The sequence below is a fragment of the Halovivax limisalsi genome, assembly GCF_023093535.1.
Classification (GTDB): domain Archaea; phylum Halobacteriota; class Halobacteria; order Halobacteriales; family Natrialbaceae; genus Halovivax; species Halovivax limisalsi.
On sequence record NZ_CP095757.1, the window covers coordinates 3,450,909 to 3,467,913 of the forward strand.

18 protein-coding genes are annotated in these 17,005 nt (G+C 64.2%); 7 read left to right on the forward strand and 11 right to left on the reverse strand.

The window, feature by feature from the left end:
• Nucleotides 1-63: 63 nt before the first annotated feature.
• The 8 genes from MXA07_RS16075 to MXA07_RS16110 form a co-directional block, all read right to left on the reverse strand.
• Nucleotides 64-537 (reverse strand): DUF7384 family protein, encoded by a 474-nt coding sequence (locus MXA07_RS16075; protein WP_247729609.1) that lies wholly within the window; start codon nt 535-537, stop codon nt 64-66.
• Complete coding sequence (locus tag MXA07_RS16080; RefSeq protein WP_247729610.1) at nt 530-691, reverse strand: hypothetical protein; 162 nt, start codon at nt 689-691, stop codon at nt 530-532. The genes MXA07_RS16075 and MXA07_RS16080 overlap by 8 nt, the downstream gene beginning before the upstream one ends.
• An 88-nt stretch (nt 692-779) precedes the next feature.
• Complete coding sequence (locus tag MXA07_RS16085) at nt 780-1,589, reverse strand: hypothetical protein (protein WP_247729611.1); 810 nt, start codon at nt 1,587-1,589, stop codon at nt 780-782.
• A 297-nt stretch (nt 1,590-1,886) separates the two neighbouring features.
• Complete coding sequence (locus tag MXA07_RS16090; RefSeq protein ID WP_247729612.1) at nt 1,887-3,179, reverse strand: MFS transporter; 1,293 nt, start codon at nt 3,177-3,179, stop codon at nt 1,887-1,889.
• 528 nt (nt 3,180-3,707) lie between these two features.
• Nucleotides 3,708-4,418, reverse strand: coding sequence for a DUF2270 domain-containing protein (locus tag MXA07_RS16095; RefSeq protein WP_247729613.1), 711 nt, complete (start codon nt 4,416-4,418; stop codon nt 3,708-3,710).
• A 144-nt stretch (nt 4,419-4,562) separates the two neighbouring features.
• Nucleotides 4,563-4,868: a HalOD1 output domain-containing protein gene (locus MXA07_RS16100; protein ID WP_247729614.1), complete on the reverse strand. Its 306-nt coding sequence runs from the start codon at nt 4,866-4,868 to the stop codon at nt 4,563-4,565.
• A 126-nt stretch (nt 4,869-4,994) separates the two neighbouring features.
• Nucleotides 4,995-5,480 carry an Lrp/AsnC family transcriptional regulator gene (locus MXA07_RS16105; protein WP_247729615.1) on the reverse strand — a complete coding sequence of 162 codons (486 nt, stop codon included), beginning with the start codon at nt 5,478-5,480 and terminating at the stop codon, nt 4,995-4,997.
• Between the two features lie 111 nt (nt 5,481-5,591).
• Nucleotides 5,592-6,365 carry a TrkA C-terminal domain-containing protein gene (locus MXA07_RS16110; RefSeq protein ID WP_247729616.1) on the reverse strand — a complete coding sequence of 258 codons (774 nt, stop codon included), beginning with the start codon at nt 6,363-6,365 and terminating at the stop codon, nt 5,592-5,594.
• Between the two features lie 240 nt (nt 6,366-6,605).
• Here MXA07_RS16110 and MXA07_RS16115 point away from each other — a divergent pair, with 240 nt between their 5' ends.
• The 3 genes from MXA07_RS16115 to MXA07_RS16120 all read left to right on the forward strand — a co-directional run bounded on the left by MXA07_RS16115 (nt 6,606) and on the right by MXA07_RS16120 (nt 8,859).
• Nucleotides 6,606-7,313: an SDR family oxidoreductase gene (locus MXA07_RS16115; RefSeq protein ID WP_247729617.1), complete on the forward strand. Its 708-nt coding sequence runs from the start codon at nt 6,606-6,608 to the stop codon at nt 7,311-7,313.
• 1,077 nt (nt 7,314-8,390) lie between these two features.
• The gene (locus MXA07_RS18205; protein ID WP_282102524.1) at nt 8,391-8,525 is read left to right on the forward strand and encodes a hypothetical protein; all 135 of its coding nucleotides are present in this window, start codon (nt 8,391-8,393) and stop codon (nt 8,523-8,525) included.
• Between the two features lie 115 nt (nt 8,526-8,640).
• Entirely contained in the window at nt 8,641-8,859 is a 219-nt protein-coding gene (locus MXA07_RS16120) for a hypothetical protein (RefSeq protein WP_247729618.1), read from the forward strand.
• 212 nt (nt 8,860-9,071) lie between these two features.
• On the opposite strand, the gene MXA07_RS16125 is transcribed toward MXA07_RS16120, so the two are convergent.
• Complete coding sequence (locus tag MXA07_RS16125) at nt 9,072-9,764, reverse strand: DUF8127 domain-containing protein (RefSeq protein WP_247729619.1); 693 nt, start codon at nt 9,762-9,764, stop codon at nt 9,072-9,074.
• Between the two features lie 2,105 nt (nt 9,765-11,869).
• On the opposite strand from MXA07_RS16125, the gene MXA07_RS16130 reads away from it, so the two are divergent.
• Entirely contained in the window at nt 11,870-12,469 is a 600-nt protein-coding gene (locus MXA07_RS16130) for a nitroreductase family protein (RefSeq protein ID WP_247729620.1), read from the forward strand.
• Nucleotides 12,470-12,583: 114 nt separating this feature from the next.
• Nucleotides 12,584-12,817, forward strand: coding sequence for a hypothetical protein (locus MXA07_RS16135; RefSeq protein ID WP_247729621.1), 234 nt, complete (start codon nt 12,584-12,586; stop codon nt 12,815-12,817).
• A 157-nt stretch (nt 12,818-12,974) separates the two neighbouring features.
• On the opposite strand, the gene MXA07_RS16140 is transcribed toward MXA07_RS16135, so the two are convergent.
• Nucleotides 12,975-14,072 carry an NADH:flavin oxidoreductase/NADH oxidase gene (locus MXA07_RS16140; protein ID WP_247729622.1) on the reverse strand — a complete coding sequence of 366 codons (1,098 nt, stop codon included), beginning with the start codon at nt 14,070-14,072 and terminating at the stop codon, nt 12,975-12,977.
• Nucleotides 14,073-14,222: 150 nt separating this feature from the next.
• On the opposite strand from MXA07_RS16140, the gene MXA07_RS16145 reads away from it, so the two are divergent.
• Nucleotides 14,223-14,390, forward strand: a complete 168-nt coding sequence (locus MXA07_RS16145) for a hypothetical protein (RefSeq protein WP_247729623.1) — start codon at nt 14,223-14,225, stop codon at nt 14,388-14,390.
• A 111-nt stretch (nt 14,391-14,501) separates the two neighbouring features.
• On the opposite strand, the gene MXA07_RS16150 is transcribed toward MXA07_RS16145, so the two are convergent.
• Nucleotides 14,502-16,184 (reverse strand): Na+/H+ antiporter NhaC family protein, encoded by a 1,683-nt coding sequence (locus MXA07_RS16150; RefSeq protein ID WP_425492227.1) that lies wholly within the window; start codon nt 16,182-16,184, stop codon nt 14,502-14,504.
• 415 nt (nt 16,185-16,599) lie between these two features.
• Here MXA07_RS16150 and MXA07_RS16155 point away from each other — a divergent pair, with 415 nt between their 5' ends.
• Nucleotides 16,600-16,836: a UPF0058 family protein gene (locus tag MXA07_RS16155; RefSeq protein ID WP_247729625.1), complete on the forward strand. Its 237-nt coding sequence runs from the start codon at nt 16,600-16,602 to the stop codon at nt 16,834-16,836.
• The last annotated feature ends 169 nt before the right edge of the window (nt 16,837-17,005 follow it).

Below are 17,005 nucleotides of genomic sequence, written 5' to 3' on the forward strand. Positions count from 1 at the left end.
TGGCGATCCAAACTCGCAAATGGGTGACGATACCTGCGCTCGAGCACGCCGCCGGCAGTTCGATCACGCTCGCGGATCGCGATCCGGACCGGGATAGTCGCCGCCGACGACGTGCTCGTACAGGCTCTCGGGATCGAAGAGGGTCGCGAACGCGTCCGGCTGGCGGACGCTCACGTCGACGCGCGGTTTGATCGTCAGTCCCGCGGCGGCCGAGGTGAGCCGGTCGTCGAACGAGAGGAGGTGGGCCGCCTCGCCCGCGTACGCCGACGCCAATCCGGGGTGATCCCCGTCGGGGTGGTCGACAGCCACGCGCGCGTCGTCCAGCCGCGCCCGGTGGTCGGCGGCGAGGTCGGCATCCGCGAGGTTGGCGACGACCCGCTCGGTTTCGGCGAGGAGGGCGTCGCTCGCGACCAGCTCGACCCAGTCGTGTCGCCGGACGTGATCGAGCGCCTCGCGGGCCGATTCGCCGACGAGCAGGTCGGCCGCCAGCACGTCGGCGTCGGCGACGACGCGGGCCGGGTTCGGCCGGTCAGGCATCGTCCCCTCCGGCGTCGGTCGGCGACGCGTCGGCGCCGTCGGACGTACCGCTCCCACCCTCCTCACGAATCGCGTCCAGACGCGTTCGAACGTCGTCCGTCGAAACGTCGTAGTCGCTCGCCCGGTCGAAGAGCGTCTGCCACCGATCGGTCATCGTCCGAATTTCGGGCCGGAGGCGCAAAACGCCATGGGGTTTCCGACCGGACCGGATCGACACAGTGACGTTCACCGGCGTCGATCGGTCACGAGTCGGCTTCGGTGTCGTCGACCGGCGTCGCAGATCGTGCTGCTTCGGGGAGCGTGACGTCGATATCGCCGTTGTGGTTCGCGAATTTGATTTCGACCGAGGTGGTGGTGCGAACTTCGTCGACAGCGGCCGACGTGTTCAACTCGATCTTGTGGACGAAACTGGTGGATTCGTTTACGTAAATACTGTAGGACACGTCCTCCAGATTAGCCGGGTCATCCATTACGAATTCCGCCACGGCATCGGTCTGGTTCTCGGAAAGCGAGGCGACCATTTCGGTCGTCTCGACGCCATCGACGGTCTCCGTTCCGAACTGTCCATACGTCCCGTTCTCGATAAGCGTGGTGTGAGCGGAGAGGTTGGCAAGCTTCTGGCGGACGATATCCGAATCGGATTCGGTGACTGGCTGTCTCACCCACCCGTCGGCGGAATCGAACGCATCACCGGTTGCGTACATCGTCTCGTCGACGACGTAGTACGTCGAGGACTGGACGGTACCGAAGAGATCGTATTCCTGCTCGCTTCGGTAGCTGTTGGCGGCTCGGTCGACCGCACCCGCAGCCGAAATGGAGAGATTACGGGCGGAATCCACCTCGTATCGGAACGTCAGATCGTACTCGTAGCGTTCGACGGAATCGATGGCGTCGAGCAGCGCCCCCTCACTGAGCGGATCGACCGTCTTCTCCGGTGACTCGGTCTCGGTCGGGTTCTCGGGGCCGGAATCCGATCCGTCACCGAGTCCGATGCAACCTGCAGAGAGCAGCATCATCGATGCGAGCAGAACGATCAGTAGCAGTCGTTTCACACCACGCAGTTCAACTAAATTGTATTAAATTTTTATTAATACACCTGTTGGGTCAGATTCCCCACTGTGCTAATTGCTCGTTGGATCACAGCCGGTCTGCGGCGTCGTTGCCCTCGCTGTACCGGACACCTGCAGGTACAGGCCTGTTCGAAGATGCGTGAACGACCGCGGGGGCGGATCGACACCCGTTACGCTAGTGGACGCGTTCGAAATTCGAATGCGGGTAGTTGGCGGCGACCGGCCGCAACGACGAGCGCGATACGAACGCGGTCGAACGAAGCGACGCCGGTTCTCGGCTCACTCGGCGTCGGAGATCGTCACGTCGAAGTCCGCCGGCGCGGCCGCGTCCACCGACGGCAGCGTCCGAAGCGGTCGCCGGACGGCGACGTAGACGCCGACGAACGCGAAGCCGAACGCGGCCAGCCCCATCGTCGTCGCGAGGCCGAGCGCCGACGCGAGCAGTCCGCCGACGAGCGAGCCGAGCGGGAGCGTCGCGGTGGCCGCCGTCCCCTTGATCGCCGCGACGCGACCGAGGCGATCGGCGGGGAAGATCGACTGGTTCAGCGTCTCGGTCAGGACGCCGTTGATCCCGGCCGGAATCCAGGCGATCCCGAACAGGAGGACCGTGGAGAGCGGCGACGCGAATGCGACCGAGGCGAGCCAGCACCCCGCCGCCAGCGGGAAGGTTGTGGCGACGAGGCGGCCGTACGCCAGGCCCGAACAGGCGGGTGCGACGAGCGAGCCGAGCAGTCGCCCGACGCCGAGGGCGCCGAGCAACAGCCCGTAGATCGCCGGCCCGCCGAGCGAATCGCCGAAGGCGGGCAGGATCGCGAGCGTGATCCCGACGGCGAAGTTGGCCACCGCCGACGTCAACAGGAGGTCGACGAACAGCGTCCCGCGGAGGACGTCGATCCCCGCGCGAAGATCCGCGACGTACGTCTCGACCGGCGACTCGGCGGACCCGTCATCGTCCGGTTCGACGGCGGGGACGGCGATGCCGGCGAACAGGACGCTGGCGACGGCGAAGGTGACCGAGTCGACGAGAAAGAGCGTCGTCACGCCCAGGAGGGCCACGAAGATGCCACCGAGGGCGTCGAAGATCATGTCCAGCCCCAGCGTGACGGTCGCGAGCGCCGAGTTGCTCCGCGAGAGCTGGCCGTCGGCGACGATCCGCGGAACCAGCGTCGACCGGATGGGAGACGTGACGAGCGTCATCAGCGCCAGCGCCGGAATCATCGCGATGGCGAACCAGACCGTCAGGTGCCCGGTGTAGGCCGCGAGCGGAAGTGCGAGGACGACGACGCCCTGGATCACCTGCGAGCCCACGAGGAGCGGTTTGATCGGGAACCGATCCACGATCGGCCCGGCGACGATCTGGAGCAGGTACGGCAGGAGCAACAGCGAACTCGCGACGCCGGTCAGGACCGTCGACCCGCCAAGTTCGTGGACGAGCCAGAGGATCGCGACGTTGTAGAGGCTGTCGCCGGCGTTCGAGACGAACGTCCCGAGGAAGTACCTGACGAAGTTCGGGTTTCGCCGGAGCGGCGGGTACTCGTCGGCGTCGGCCGTCGAACTGGTCGCTCCGCTCATCGGCCCACCCCCCGTCGCGTGGTCGTCGGTCCGCTCCGGTCCGGCGAGCGTACCGGTCGCGGACGGATCCGACGTGGCCGCCCGAAAGAGGGCAGCGTCCGGCTGGATTCTGTGCGATGCGATCGACGACTGCGGTCCGGGCGGACCGAGCCGTCCTCGCGGCTGTCCGACCCGTGCTGGGCCGGGCGATCGGTCGAAGGCTGCATTGACTGGTGTGTTCACTGGATCGAGTGCAACTACGGAACGCGACGCGGACGTCGCGTGCGTGAAACGTAGCGAAGCGAGGCGAGCGAATGCTGCAGCTACTCGACCGATCGCGCGGCCGGACGCGTCCGCGGCGAAAAGAACGGACGGTGAGAGGGTTCGCCTCGCATGACGACTCACCGGAAAGTGGACGGATCTCGTACTTATTCGTATCGATCGCTACGGGTCGATAGGTTCGATCCGCACCACAAATCGGGACGACAAACCGTCCGGAGAGCGCCGACGCGGTGACCAGTCCGATTCCGGCTTGCCGGAGCGGACGCCTCACTCCTCCTTCCACGCTCCCGGTTCCTCGCCGTAAATTTCGCCCTTCGCGCTGCGACGCTGGGGCCAGAGCGCGACGGCGAGTACGCCGAGGAAAAAGGCGCCCAGGAGCGACGCCACGACGATCCCGTGAACGCCCGGCAGCTCCGCGGCCTCGGTCCACCGGGTCTCCGGCGTGAACAGCGTCACTTTCGCCGTCCAGGCGACGCCGACCACGACGAACAGCAGCCCGTAGATGCGGCGGAGCCGCCGGGAGAGGGCTTCCCAGGCCGTCACCTTGAACGTCGGCCGGCGCAGGTCGTCGCTCAGCTCCTCGCGCCACCGCGGGTGTTCGACGCCGGACGGCGCGAGGGCGTCCGCGAAGACGTTCTCCTGGAAAAACCGGACCCGGGCCCGGTAGAGGTCGTAGAAGCGATAGCGTCGGATCTCGTACCACAGGAAGATCAGGAGGACGAGGAGGCCGATCAGGAGCAAGTACGCCGGCATGTCCGCGCTCGAGAAGACGACGGAGAGTAGCGCGGCCAGCACCGTGATCGCCCAGTTGGTGGTCTGGTCGATCCGGTTCTGGGCGCTGTTGGCCTGGGATACCTCGCCGCGATAGTAGTGCGGGAGCGCGTCGAGGAGGGCGTCGGGATCGTCGGCGATCGACGCGCCGAGGTCCTGATCGGAGCGGTCGAGCGAATCGTGGCGCCGGTCGTCCTCGGAAGTCATGGTCGACGGTACGCGGAGGACGGCCATCAAACCGTCTCGGCCGGCCCGTTCGGTCGAGTCGGGTCCGCCGTGATCGACACCGGTTCAGCCGCTCGTACGCTCCGGGCGGCGGGAACGCGTATCGGGGATCGGCGGGCGGTCGAATCAGACGGACCGGGCCGTTTCGTCCCCCGGGGACTCGTTCGCCGGCGTCTCTTCGACGGCGACCTCCCCGTCGCTGTCGACCGTCACCTCGTATCCGCAGTATTCGAACGTGACGATCCCGGCGCCTGACGCCGCGTCCGTCGTCGGTGACGCGAACAGCCCCGTCAGCGCGTCCGGGTCGATGACGTCGGCAAGCGGCGGTGTGAGGGACAGCGGATCGACGGCCTCGCGCGCCGAAATTTGCTGGACGATCTCGTAGACGAGCGGTTCGCGGTCGACCGGCTCGCCAGTGTGGGGTGACTGCATTCGGCCAATCGGTGGCGGTGAATGCAGTTAAAGCCCCGGCCCAGTATCGGGCACAACCGAACAAATCGAAAATAGATTGCTGATTCCGCAGTTTCGGGGAGAAAAGTTACCCGCGTCCGGAATGCATCATTCGTCCGCTTCGGAGCCCTCCGTCCCGAAGTGATTGAACGGCTGGACGACTTCCGCGTCGAGAACGTCGGCCCGGACGATCTCGAGGCCGCACTCGCGGATCGAATCGGCGATGGACGAGACGTCGTCCGTATCCGTGCCGACGACGGTCACGTGGTAATTTTCGGTGCCGGCCAGGAGCGTCCGCACCGTTACGACGCCGTGTTTGTCGAGGATTGTTTCGGTGAGTTCCGCTGACGGGGCCGACGCCGTGCAGGTAAAGAGGATCGTGAGCTGGTAGCCGGCCCGCTCGTAGTCGATGTCCGGAAGGTACCCCCGGATGATCCCGGCGGACTCCAGCTTCTCGATGCGGTTTCGAACCGTCCCCGCGGAGACCCCGACCGCCGTGGCGATCTCTCGGGCCGACTCGTTTCGGGCGTCCTGCTGGAGCCTGTGCAGGATGCCGCGGTCGACGTCGTCGATATCGTCGTCGGTGCCGGTCATGCACACTCGTTCGCCGGACGCGCGGTTGTACCTTTGGTACGTCACGGCCCGCGGCCGCGGCGAGAGCCGGAGTCGGGCGACGGCAGAACGGTCCAGCCGACGGATCGAAGCTCAGTCCGGGCGCACGGGCTGGCGCTCGGGGTCGAGCCGGCGTTCCAGCGCCAGGAGCCGCCGGTGGGCGGCCTTCGCGTCTTGGTGTGCGTCGGTATCGCTCGCGGGTCGATCGGCAAGTTCTTCCAGTCGCTCGCGCTGGCCGTACGCGATGACGGTGTCGCCGGGGGTCACCTCGTGCTCGCCCGACGGCGCGCCGAGGTATGTGCCGTCCTCGCGCCGGATTCCGAGGACGTCGATCCCCTCCGTCGACCGAAGTTCGAGATCGGCCAGCCGCTCGTTCGCCAGCCACGAGTCCGCGTCGACTTCGAAGTCGGCGACGCAGTACTCCCGGTCGAGGTTCAACAGCCCGACGTAATCCCTGAGCTCGAACGTCGCCGTCCGATCCAGGGTGCGCCGGATCAACGGCGTGAGCAGCTCGTTGAACGTCCGGCTCCGCGAGAGGGCCGCCAGCACGAGCGCCGCCGCGAGGAGGATCACCAGTCGTCTGAGTCGCGTCGTCGGGTCGGTAAACGAGAGGATCAGCGTCGCGATCGACGTCACGAGCCCGACGCTCCCCAGTCTGATCAGCGTCTTCACCACCATCCGTCGCGCGGGGTACGCGGTGGTTACCTCCGCCTCCTCGGTCGTGAACCCGGCGCCGGAGTACGCCGACAGCGACTGGAACGACGCGACCTCCTCCGACAGTCCCGTCATCGTGAGCGCGACCGTGCCGACGCGGACGATCAGCATCGACAGCGAGATGATGAGTATGAGCGAAACGAGCGCGTACACGGTTGCAGGGCGGCGATCGGCGCGGAAAAGGTGCCGGCAGTATACTGTAAGCGATCGCCGACGCGAGCGCAACGGGTGGAACCGCGCGGCTCGCGGACCGATCGGGCGCTCAGATTGCTCCCGGTACCGGGCACAGTTCGACCCCGCGGACCGCACGGCGACGCGACCGAACGGCGCCGTGGACCCCGAGCGAGCGGTGATCGGCTGGAATTCTTTTGTCTTGCAGCGCGTATGGGGCGTATGCCCGAAGAAGCGGTGGCGATCGTCACGGCGGCCGGGAGCGGCATCGGCGAGGCGTGCGCGCGACGGTTGAGCGAGGACGGCTACACGCCGGTCTTGCTGTCGAGATCGGGGGCCGCCGTCGACGTCGCGGACGAGCTCGCCGGCGTCGGGTTCGAGGGGGACGTCACCGATCCGGACGCCCTCGCTGCGCTCGTCGGCGCCGCGCGCGAGCGCTACGGCCGGATCGACGCCGTCGTCAACAACACGGGGCACCCGGCCAGCGGCGACCTGCTCGACATCGCCGACGACGACTGGCACGAGGGACTCGACCTCGTGCTGTTGAACGTGGTCCGGATGGCCCGGCTCGTGACGCCGATCATGGAGTCCCAGGACGACGGCGGCGCGTTCGTGAACATCTCGACGTTCTCGGCGTTCGAACCGTCAACCGACTTCCCCGTCTCGTCGGTGCTGCGCGCCGGCCTCGGGAGTTTCACGAAACTGTACGCCGACCGGTACGCAGACGCGGGGATTCGAATGAACAGCGTCCAGCCCGGCTTCGTCGACAGCTTCGAGGTCGACGAGGAGACGCGGGCGGAGATTCCGATGGGGCGGCCGGCCCGCACCGACGAGATCGCCGACGCGGTGGCGTACCTCTGCTCCGATCAGGCGAGCTACGTCACCGGGCAGAACGTCCGGGTCGACGGCGGCTTGACGGAGTCGGTGTAGCGGGCGACCGGTCCGCCTCTCGAGCGCGTCGCCCCGACGGCCGCGGCTCGAGGACGCGGGCGGCTCCCATCCACGGGTTCGCGACAAAATGGAGCGTGGCGCCAGTTTCCACTATGGGATCGAAACATTATATAATTACTGGCCGATGTGAATATTAGATGTATATGTCCGCTGTAGCGCGGTGCGGTGACGGACTGGACGACCCCCCGATTACCGAGGCCGCGTGGACGGTCTGGCCGCCACACGCCCCTTGCGCCGCCCGGCTCCGTCTCCAAGACGCGAGCGAGTCAAACACGGCGGACTGACACGACTGTCGGCCGGGATCCGACGGCTCAGAGACCGAGTACGTTCGGACGCTCCTCGACGCGAACCTGTACGGACCGCTCGCGCTGCTCCGAGACTCTGCAGTCTATGCCACTCGACCGGTAGATAACGCCGCGTCCATGAACGGGATGAGGATGATCGACACCCGCTGTCACGAGCGCCGTTGGTGAGGTGGTCAGTCCCCCGAGCGTCGGTGCGGTAATCGGTGGCGGGCCCTGGGCGTGCTCTTCGAAGAGCCCCCGTCTCGTGGTACGACCCGACCGCTCGGACGGGCGTGGCACCCAGCAGCGGCGGCACGAGCGCGAGGATGCGAACGGTTGAAGTTATGCGTCTCGTTGTGAATGGCGGGGGAAGTACACAGGGCCTGCTGAGGATAGGCCAGGGAAACAATCCGGGAGCCGTTTTCGGATGGATATCGGTGACCCGGATCGACCGAACTGGTTTCGTGGTACAGTCGACTACACTCGGGTACACTATGCCAGTGCTTCTCGAGAACCACGACTCCGAGCTGTCCCTTCGCCCGGGGACCACGAAGTCGGATATCGTGGCCTACCTCTATCGAAACCCCGAATGGGGGTACGCTCCACAGGACGTCAAAGAAGCACTTTCCATCCCCCGAGGGACCGCCACGACCACCCTCAAACGCCTGTACGACGATGACTACGTCGGAAAGACGGACGATGGCTATATCACGCACTCGGCGACCGAGAGGACATTCGGCGGTACGTCTCGAGGCTCGATCAAGTCCATCGGATGTTCGGTCACCACCGCGACGGGGATACCGAGCCGGAAACGCCCGACACACAGATCGGTGCCGACCGTACCGACGAGGAGCTGGACGCAGAACTCGCCGCGTTGGAAGCCGACAGCGACGACCTGAATGAGTAAACTACCCGCAGGAACCGTTTGCTGGCCGCAAGATCCGACCGACGCCCACCTACAACGGCCGGTAATCGTCCTCTCTCACGATACGCACCCGTTCAGTGCCACCGACTGTACGGTGATGTGCATCGGAACGAGCGCCGGGAAGTACCAACAAACGACACCGGAACTCGAAGACGAGCGTCTCGACGGAATCTCGTTCACCGACACCTCCGACCTGATGCCGTGGGCGTTGTACACGATCCCACCGGCATCGATTATGGACGGAAAAATTACGGGCGAACTGACGGAGAGCGGACGAACACTGGTGAAGAAGTCACTCATCTCCCTTCTGCCGTAACTGAGCGGGGCTCGATCCCACTAGCGAGCAGACGAAAGGCGCTGATACCGGGCGAGAATCTCATTCGAGATCGATTTCGACCACGTTCAGCGGATTTGCGCAGGTACCCACTGAAGCTACTGTCAGAGACATTATCATTGAGAGAGCGATGCTGAATAAGACCCCCTATAGTACGACGAAGTGAGTAACCGATGAAGCATATACTCGGTTAATCAATCACCTCGAAGGCGCCATCCAGAGTACGCCAACAATCCGCCACCCAACGTATATAGCAACGCTCTGGCTCCCCAAAGCCCTCCATCTCCCGTCCAATGGCCGCCTCGAAAATGATATCGGTGTTGCCAATAATAGCTCCCATCGTGTTCGATAATCAGGTTTTGTTCAAAATCATCGATATGTTCGCCGTATACTGTAACCGATCCAGTTTCAACCGCCTCACGAACTTCGGTAGACCGGTCCGCTGCATCCACACTGGCGTGTTCAATTGCCTCCATGCCGCTGACGTTTGAGAGCGTCAATATCGACCTATTATCCACGTATTCGCTCTCTGGGAGGTATAGATCACCTTCAATACTGACTACAGGGTACAACCGTGGGGCTTCACTTGTACGCGGGTCGGCACGAGCCGCCTCATAATCCTCTATAAACCCATCGTATTCGACAGAACCCGTTTCGAGTATTTGCCTTTCCAAGGCACAGGGACGTTCACCGGGACAGTGCAATACTTGTTCCGATTGCTGAAGAGCCGCTTCAGCACCAGATTCATTTCCAATCTCTACAACATGGTATGTGACTTTGAAATCTCCCCCTCCATCCGGATATAAATAGAAGGGATTCAGCAGTAGGGCGAGACCGAGAACTGCGATACCCACAATAGTGACATATGGCAAATGGGGGCGGTTCATGAATAGACTTTTTAGTTATTATTTAAATATGTTACGGAGTTAGTGAATATAAAAATATAATAGGTCGAAATACGGTTGCAGAATGCGTTGATTGCCATCCAGTACCAGTTTGGCACATTTCGCCCGATAGCGAGACCGGTCGAGGGCGAAAGTGAGGGAGGAAATGTGCGTATTTGGCGCCGATAGCCGCCTGAGCCGCCGAGCACGGCGCAGATTCAGCGGGCAGTATCAATCAAGATCGATCTCGTCAGCGTCAATGTCGTCCAGCGAACCGCCGCCGATGGCAGATTCGCCCGCGGAGCGCTCCATCCCGAGCGGTGGCGGGCCCTGGGCGTGCGCTTCGAAGAGTCCCGCCGCCTTCTTGATACGACCCGACCGCTCGGACGGGCGTGGCGCCCAGCAGTGGTGCATTTCGCACTCGCATTGGTGCGCCGGGAGTGACACCCTAGACCCGCACCTTCCGACGGAACGTGATCTCGTACACGCCCTCGTCGGTCTTTTCGAGCCGCCAGTCTCCCTCTCTGCCAACGACTCCCATGGACCTGATTTTTGTGTTCGATATGAAGAATTTGGGGCTAGAAGGGCGGGTGTTGGCTCCGCTACGCACGTGGTAAGTGAACTACAGAGAGTTCTACCGGGAGGAAAATTGTTCCACTTGGCGAGTTGCCACGGTGACAGAGGGGAAAGTACACTGACTCCGCCGTCGAAGATTGCCAGAGGAGACAGACGAAACGATGGTTGGTCGGCCAGTGTCGAACGCTGTTGGGGGTCTTCAAATCGTGGTTGCTCCATCAATCACGCTGCATCCGGCGCGTGATTGGAGCGATCGAGTGCTCGCTTGGATGATCGGTGAGCCGTCAACAGGAGACTACCGGATCGGTTCGCCAGCAGTCATCCGTCTTCGAATAGCCTCGAGAGAAGTTCCGAGCGTAGCCACCGAACCGGTCAGAAGAAGTGAAACGGCTACGCGCTCATCCAGATTCCAACGCAGAGCTACTTCCTCCAGCCCTACTGGGACAACGGCCCCGGCCATGATTACGGCGAATGCACCAATCGTTCCGACGACGATGTGCTGACTCGATGATGTCGTTAGAGCTGCAGCACAACCGACCACTAGAACGGCACTACTGCCAACGATGAGGGGTGAAACAAGTCCAACAACGGTCGTTGTAAACGTAAAGAGAGTCGCACCAAGACAACACAGGAGATATTTCGTTGTATGTTCCATCGTTCTTGCAGTATCGTTACAGCTCACATAAGCGTTCACACTAGCAGTCACGGCACTGTCCGATGGACGGTTTCGCGACCCAATCAGTACCTCTGTCCACTCGGAACAAGCGGGGTCCAATCTGCCAGTTATCGCCGCGATATTGAGAGATCGAATACGGCTTCGAACGTTCGTCAATCCAAATGCAATCGTAAAATCCGCTATCCAGCCACCTCGTAGTCACGAAAAAGAAAAGTCGTCGCATAGAAAATTACCATCCGATCCTCAACTACCGACAGAGTTCCGCACCGAGTCCGGTCGCTCTCCCTGCCGTCCGGCAGCCCACTTGCCAACGTCCAAATCCAGCATCCCTAGCGCGGCCAGACAGTCGGCGCAGATTCGCTTCTCCGACGCCGTGTACCAATCCGCCAGCTGCCCTCGGTGCTCCGCCCGAAGGCACACCCAGTGTTCGGTGGTCAATCCGGTCCCACAGCGGTCGCAGCCACCCTCCGGCTCCTCACTCGAAAACCTGGCCATCGTCAGTTCCCCTCCACCGTGCCGAGTTGACACCGAGGCTCCCAACGCAGTTTAGAATCCCAGACGGAATCCACGAATAGCTGTCGCTGACTGTACCACAGGCGTGCGAGACCTTTTTGTCTCGGTAGTGTGTTCGCAAACATGGCAACCAAATCGCCTCGCGGTTTGGAAGCCACGTCTCGGGTGGACCTAGCACCCGGGACATTTCCTGCGCATGTCCCCGCGCGTTCGGTGGAGTCCGTGGCTTCCATTCTGACAGTGGTCGTGAAATATTATATAGCTACTGATTAGATCGAAGCGCGGTAGTCAGAGGCCCGCCCGACCCTCCAGACCTTTCACGAACGCCCCGAAACGAGCGCGCATGGAGTACTACGAGGTCATCGAGCGCCGGCGGATGGTCCGGAACTTCCGCGAGGAGCCGATCGACGACGAGACGATCGAACGGATCGTCAGCGCTGGACTGCAGGGCCCCTCGGCCGGGTTCAGCCAGGGCTTTGCCTTTCTCGCGCTGGAGTCGCCCGCGGATCGCGAGTGCTTCTGGGCGACCAACGAGCACAACGCCCAGCCCGAGCGCGTCCGGCGGGCGCCGCTGGTGGTCGTCCCGCTGGCCTGCAAGGACGACTACCTCGATCGGTACGCCGAGCCGGACAAGGGCTGGACCGACCGCGACGAGTCGCGCTGGCCGGTGCCGTACTGGTACATCGACACCGGGATGGCCGCGCTGAACATCCTGCACGCCGCCGTCGACGAGGGCCTCGGCGCGCTGTTCTTCGGCCTCCCGGACGCGGACTGGCCGGCGTTTCGCGAGGCCTTCGGCGTGCCCGAGGCGTACGATCCGATCGGCGCGATCGCGGTCGGCCACCCCGCCGAGGAGCGCGTCGAGAGTTCGGCGGACACGCGCGAACGCGCCGGCCTCGAAGAGGTAGTTCACGGCGGCGACTGGGGCGAGGCGTTGCGGTGAGACAGGGGCGACGATCACCGCTCGGTACGGGGATGGGCGGGCAACCGTCACGAGACGGTCTGTGCGTACGCCGCCATCGCCATTTACTTATGAAGTGTGTGAGTATACCGTTCAATGGGAGTTCTTGATACGTTCGGGTCGTTGGCCAGCGCGCTCCTGGCCGGAATCGCCATGCTCGCGTTCGCAATCCTGAGTTTGTTCGTCACGGTGTTCGTCGTGGACGTCGCCGGATCGATCGCCGGTCTGAATCCGGACGACGGGTTCGTCGTCCTCGGGGCGACGATCCTCGCCGGGACTGCCATCCTCGCCGGTGGCGTGGGCTTCGCACGGCCCGAGGAACGACCGTAGGGACGGGTCACGTTCTGACGCAGAAATCCCACTACCGTTCGACGGGAGCGACGGCCATCGCGAGTCGAGAGAGGTCCGGGATACCGCCGGCGGCCGCGCCGAACGTCCGTCACCCCGAGAACCGAGACGCGAAAGTCGAGACGCGGGGCCCGCGGACTCAGAATCCGCGCTGGTACTGGACGGGGACGTCGACGGCGTCCTCGCGACCGAGTTCGCGGGCGGCGTGCAGCGGGAAATAGGGGTCGTCGAGGAACTTCCGACCGACGATGGCGAGGTCCGCGCGGTCGTTACGGATGATGGCGTCCGCCTGTTGGGCCGTCGTGATGCCCCCGACGGTGCCGACGTTCACGTCGGCGTCGCTCTCGTTTCGGATGCGTTCGGCGAAACGTAGCTGGTAGTTCGGACCGACCGACTCGATGGCCTGGTCCGGGTTGATGCCGCCCGACGAGACGTCGATCAGATCGGCACCGGCGTCGGAGAGGTCGTCCGCGAGGCGAACGGACTGCTCGATATCCCAGGATGCGCGGTCGTCGAGCCAGTCGGTCGCGGAGATGCGCACGAAGACGGGCCGATCCGCACCCATCTCCTCGCGAACGGCCTCGGTGATCTCGCGGACGATCCGGGTTCGATTCCGGAAGCTGCCGCCGTAGGCGTCGTCGCGGCGATTCGTCACCGGCGAGAGGAACTCGTGGAGGAGATAGCCGTGGGCGGCGTGGACTTCCGCGATCTCGAAGCCGGCTTCGCGAGCCCGCCGTGCTCCCGCCCGGAACGACTCGACGACGTCGGCGATCTCGTCCGCCTCGAGTTTCGCCGTCGCGGGCGGCTCGTCGTCGTACGGATACGGAACGGCGCTCGGCGCGACCGTTTCCCAGCCGCCCTCGTCGGGCTGGAGCGGCTCGCCGCCGTCCCACGGGCGCGTCTTCGATGCCTTCCGACCCGCGTGTGCGAGCTGGATACCGGGTGTCCCGCCGTGAGAGTCGACGAATTCGACGACGGGAGCGAGCGCATCGCGGTGGGCGTCGCTCCAGATGCCGAGGTCTTCGGGCGTGATGCGGCCGCGCTTCTCGACGGCGGTGGCTTCGGTCAGGACGACGCCGGCGCCGCCGACGGCGCGCGAGCCGAGGTGGACGCGGTGCCAGTCGGTCGCGAGCCCGTCCCGGTCGTCGACGGAGTACTGACACATCGGCGACATCGCGAACCGGTTTCGAATCGTCGTCTCTCGAATTTCGAGTGGGGAGAAGACATCGTCGGTCATCACCCCGGCTACCAGACGCGCCGCTATCGCGAGCCGGACAGCGGTGATATTCACCGGTTTCGGACGCCGATTCCGATCACGGAATCGGAATTCGTCCCCATCGCGTGCGAAACGTACAGTATAAAGAGCTAGTAGCCGTTCCGTGAAACCGTGGCCTTGGACTGGCGGGTCATCGTCGCTGGTTTCGTCGTTAGTGTCGGTCTCGGCTTGGGCTGGAGAGAAACCGAGACGGTTACTGGTGCGGTCTTCACTGGAGTCTTTGGGTCCGTCCTCTTTGTTCTCGGCTGGGTTATCGATACATACCTCTACGGACTGTAACCGCCGCACGGATCCTACTGTACCGACGTACTCTGTGCGATTCGCAGGTTCGACCGCTCAGACGTCCCAGCATCGTTCGCTCGGATCAAACGCAGGTGGATCGGACCTCGATCAGCCGCCGAGTGCGGCGAACGCGAACACGAGCGCGAGGTAGGCGACGACGATGACGATCGCGGTGACGGGAATCAGCGAGAGGAACGCGTACCTCCCGTTTCCGGGGGCAGCCTCCCCGCGTTCGGCGTCGACCGCGCCGGACTCGATGGCGGCGGCCGTCGGCATCACCTCGGGGAGTCCCTTGCGCCGCGCGTCGATCTTGTTGAGCGCGAGGACCGCGAGGGCCGTCAGGACGAACGCGAGCGGCAGCGCGACGATCGGGCTCTGGAGGCCCAGGCCGTACAGGACGAGGACGATCACGGTGACGCCGGCGGCCGTCGCGGCGAAGGGGATCTGGGTGTTGACGTGGTCGATGTGGTCGGAGCCGGCGAAGATCGACGACATCACCGTGGTGTCGCTGATCGGCGAGCTGTGGTCGCCCCAGATGGCGCCGCCGAACAGCATCGCGATCACGACCGGGAGCACCGACGGGCCGACGAGTTCGAGGCCCAGCGGGATCGCCAGCGGCGTCAGGATGGACATCGTTCCCCAGGAGGTTCCCGTGGTGAAGGCGACGAACATCGCCGCGACGAAGACGATCAGCGGGAGGAAGCTCCCGGGCACGCCGCTGCCGACCATCACGTTCACGATGAAATCGGCCGTGCCGACGTTCTCGGCGGCGACGCCGATGGCCCACGCCAGGACGATGATCGCCAGCGCGATCACCATCGTCTTGAACCCGTCGAGGATCGTCTCGCCGGCTTCCTCTAAGTCCATCGTCCGGTAGGCGAGCGAGCCGACGAACCCGGCGAGCATGAACGCGAACGCGCCGTGGAGCAACCCGAGCGCCACGTCGGTCTCCTGGAAGGCGGTCGCGATATCGACGCCGGGCTGGTGGCCACCGCCGAGGTACCACATCGAGACGAGGCCGACGACGAGCAGGACGAGGATCGGTCCGAAGAAGTTGACCAGTTTCGGGTTCTTCTCGCTCGGTTCGCCGACGTCGGTCGAGACGTCCGACAGCGGCGTCGCGTCCTCGCGGATCGTCCGGCCCGTCGAGCGGGCGCGCCACTCGGCGTCCAGCATCGGGCCGAAGAAGCGCTGGGTGATCGCGACGTACCCCACCATGAAGAAGGCCATGAAGCAGTAGATGTTCCACGGGATCGACTGCAGGAACAGGCCGAACGCGGTGACGCCGAGTTCGTCCGTCGTGACCTCGGTCGCCTCGAACCCGACGATGATCATCGACACCTGGAACCCGATCCAGTTCGAAACGGGTCCGAACGTGGTGACCGGCGACGTCGTCGAGTCGAGGGCGTAGGCGTGCATCTCCCGCGAGGAGCGATTCTCCTGGGAGAGCTCCCGCGTCGCGTTGCCCGTCACGACGGTGCTCGTGTAGGAGTCGAAGAAGATGAAGACGCCGATCAGCCAGGTGAGGATCTGCGAGTCGCGGGCCGTGTTCACGCGGTCGCCGATCGCGCGCTCCAGCGCCAGGATGCCGCCCGACCGGTAGATGAACGCGGCGCCGGCGCCCATGAACAGGATCAGAATGATGAACTTGGTGTTGAAGGGCGACCGGACGACCTCGACCAGCCAGTCCATCGTCAGCGCCGAGGCCGCGATCGGGTTCCAGCCCGCGACGAGCAACGCCCCGACCCAGACGCCGGCGAACAGCGACACCAGCACCTGTCGTGTCGTCATCGCCAGCACGATCGCCAGCAGCGGCGGCGCCAGGGCGAGGATGCCGAAATGGTCGGTCATACGTCACCTCGCAGGGAGGACGTGAAAAGTAAGGGGCCGCTACGGGGCGTGGGTGGAGGCGTCGCACAGGACGTGGCTCTCGGATTGGAGACCGGTGACGGCGAGCCGACCACCGGTCCGTCCCCCCGCTGCAGTACTGGTGACAGCGCCGTGTCGGGGAGACAGTGCGAATGGCGACGTAGCGACCGCGATCCGAGATGGGAAGTCGCTCAACACAGGCCGGGGACAGACCGGAACCAAGGAGCGCCCAAGCGGCTGTCAGGAGGATGCCGGGAGCGACCGGGTGTTACGAATATTCTCACACTAAATACGGATGGCAAAATGCTATATAGCGACCGGTGTGCTAGATGGTCGCATGAAAACCCAGGAGCTCATCCACCTTCACGCGCTACTGGTCGAATTACGTACGTACGTGGAAGCGGAAGAAAGCGCTCCGTCCGGCGCGTTCGCGTCCTACGATGCACAACCGGTTCGCCCGTCCCACATCCATCGCCAGAAAGAGGCCCACAAGAACGCAGTCGACCTGCTACTGGACGGCTTCGAACGGGTCGTTCAATCGAACCCGCCGCCGAACTACGCACTGGTCGCCTGAATGCGCTCGGTTTCGTATTTTCTGCTGGTGACGGAGGGGCCGGCCCCGGAGACTCGAGCGCCGGTGTGAGCGACACCTCGAGCGCGGCCTCCGGGTGGGCGACGTTATCCGCCGGACGCTACGACCGAATAACTCGAACCGGCGAGGATTCGTCTCGAAGCGGGACGAT

Bases quoted from the DNA above. Each gene is read 5' to 3' on its own strand.
- MXA07_RS16135 (WP_247729621.1), top strand. From the start codon at position 12,584: ATGGGAGTTCTTGATACGTTCGGGTCGTTGGCCAGCGCGCTCCTGGCC.
- MXA07_RS16155 (WP_247729625.1), top strand. From the start codon at position 16,600: ATGAAAACCCAGGAGCTCATCCACCTTCACGCGCTACTGGTCGAATTA.
- MXA07_RS16095 (WP_247729613.1), bottom strand. From the start codon at position 4,418: ATGACTTCCGAGGACGACCGGCGCCACGATTCGCTCGACCGCTCCGAT.
- MXA07_RS18205 (WP_282102524.1), top strand. From the start codon at position 8,391: ATGTTCGGTCACCACCGCGACGGGGATACCGAGCCGGAAACGCCCGAC.
- MXA07_RS16125 (WP_247729619.1), bottom strand. From the start codon at position 9,764: ATGAACCGCCCCCATTTGCCATATGTCACTATTGTGGGTATCGCAGTT.
- MXA07_RS16115 (WP_247729617.1), top strand. From the start codon at position 6,606: ATGCCCGAAGAAGCGGTGGCGATCGTCACGGCGGCCGGGAGCGGCATC.
- MXA07_RS16105 (WP_247729615.1), bottom strand. From the start codon at position 5,480: ATGACCGGCACCGACGACGATATCGACGACGTCGACCGCGGCATCCTG.
- MXA07_RS16100 (WP_247729614.1), bottom strand. From the start codon at position 4,868: ATGCAGTCACCCCACACTGGCGAGCCGGTCGACCGCGAACCGCTCGTC.
- MXA07_RS16090 (WP_247729612.1), bottom strand. From the start codon at position 3,179: ATGAGCGGAGCGACCAGTTCGACGGCCGACGCCGACGAGTACCCGCCG.
- MXA07_RS16080 (WP_247729610.1), bottom strand. From the start codon at position 691: ATGACCGATCGGTGGCAGACGCTCTTCGACCGGGCGAGCGACTACGAC.
- MXA07_RS16150 (WP_425492227.1), bottom strand. From the start codon at position 16,184: ATGACGACACGACAGGTGCTGGTGTCGCTGTTCGCCGGCGTCTGGGTC.
- MXA07_RS16075 (WP_247729609.1), bottom strand. From the start codon at position 537: ATGCCTGACCGGCCGAACCCGGCCCGCGTCGTCGCCGACGCCGACGTG.
- MXA07_RS16120 (WP_247729618.1), top strand. From the start codon at position 8,641: ATGTGCATCGGAACGAGCGCCGGGAAGTACCAACAAACGACACCGGAA.
- MXA07_RS16140 (WP_247729622.1), bottom strand. From the start codon at position 14,072: ATGACCGACGATGTCTTCTCCCCACTCGAAATTCGAGAGACGACGATT.
- MXA07_RS16130 (WP_247729620.1), top strand. From the start codon at position 11,870: ATGGAGTACTACGAGGTCATCGAGCGCCGGCGGATGGTCCGGAACTTC.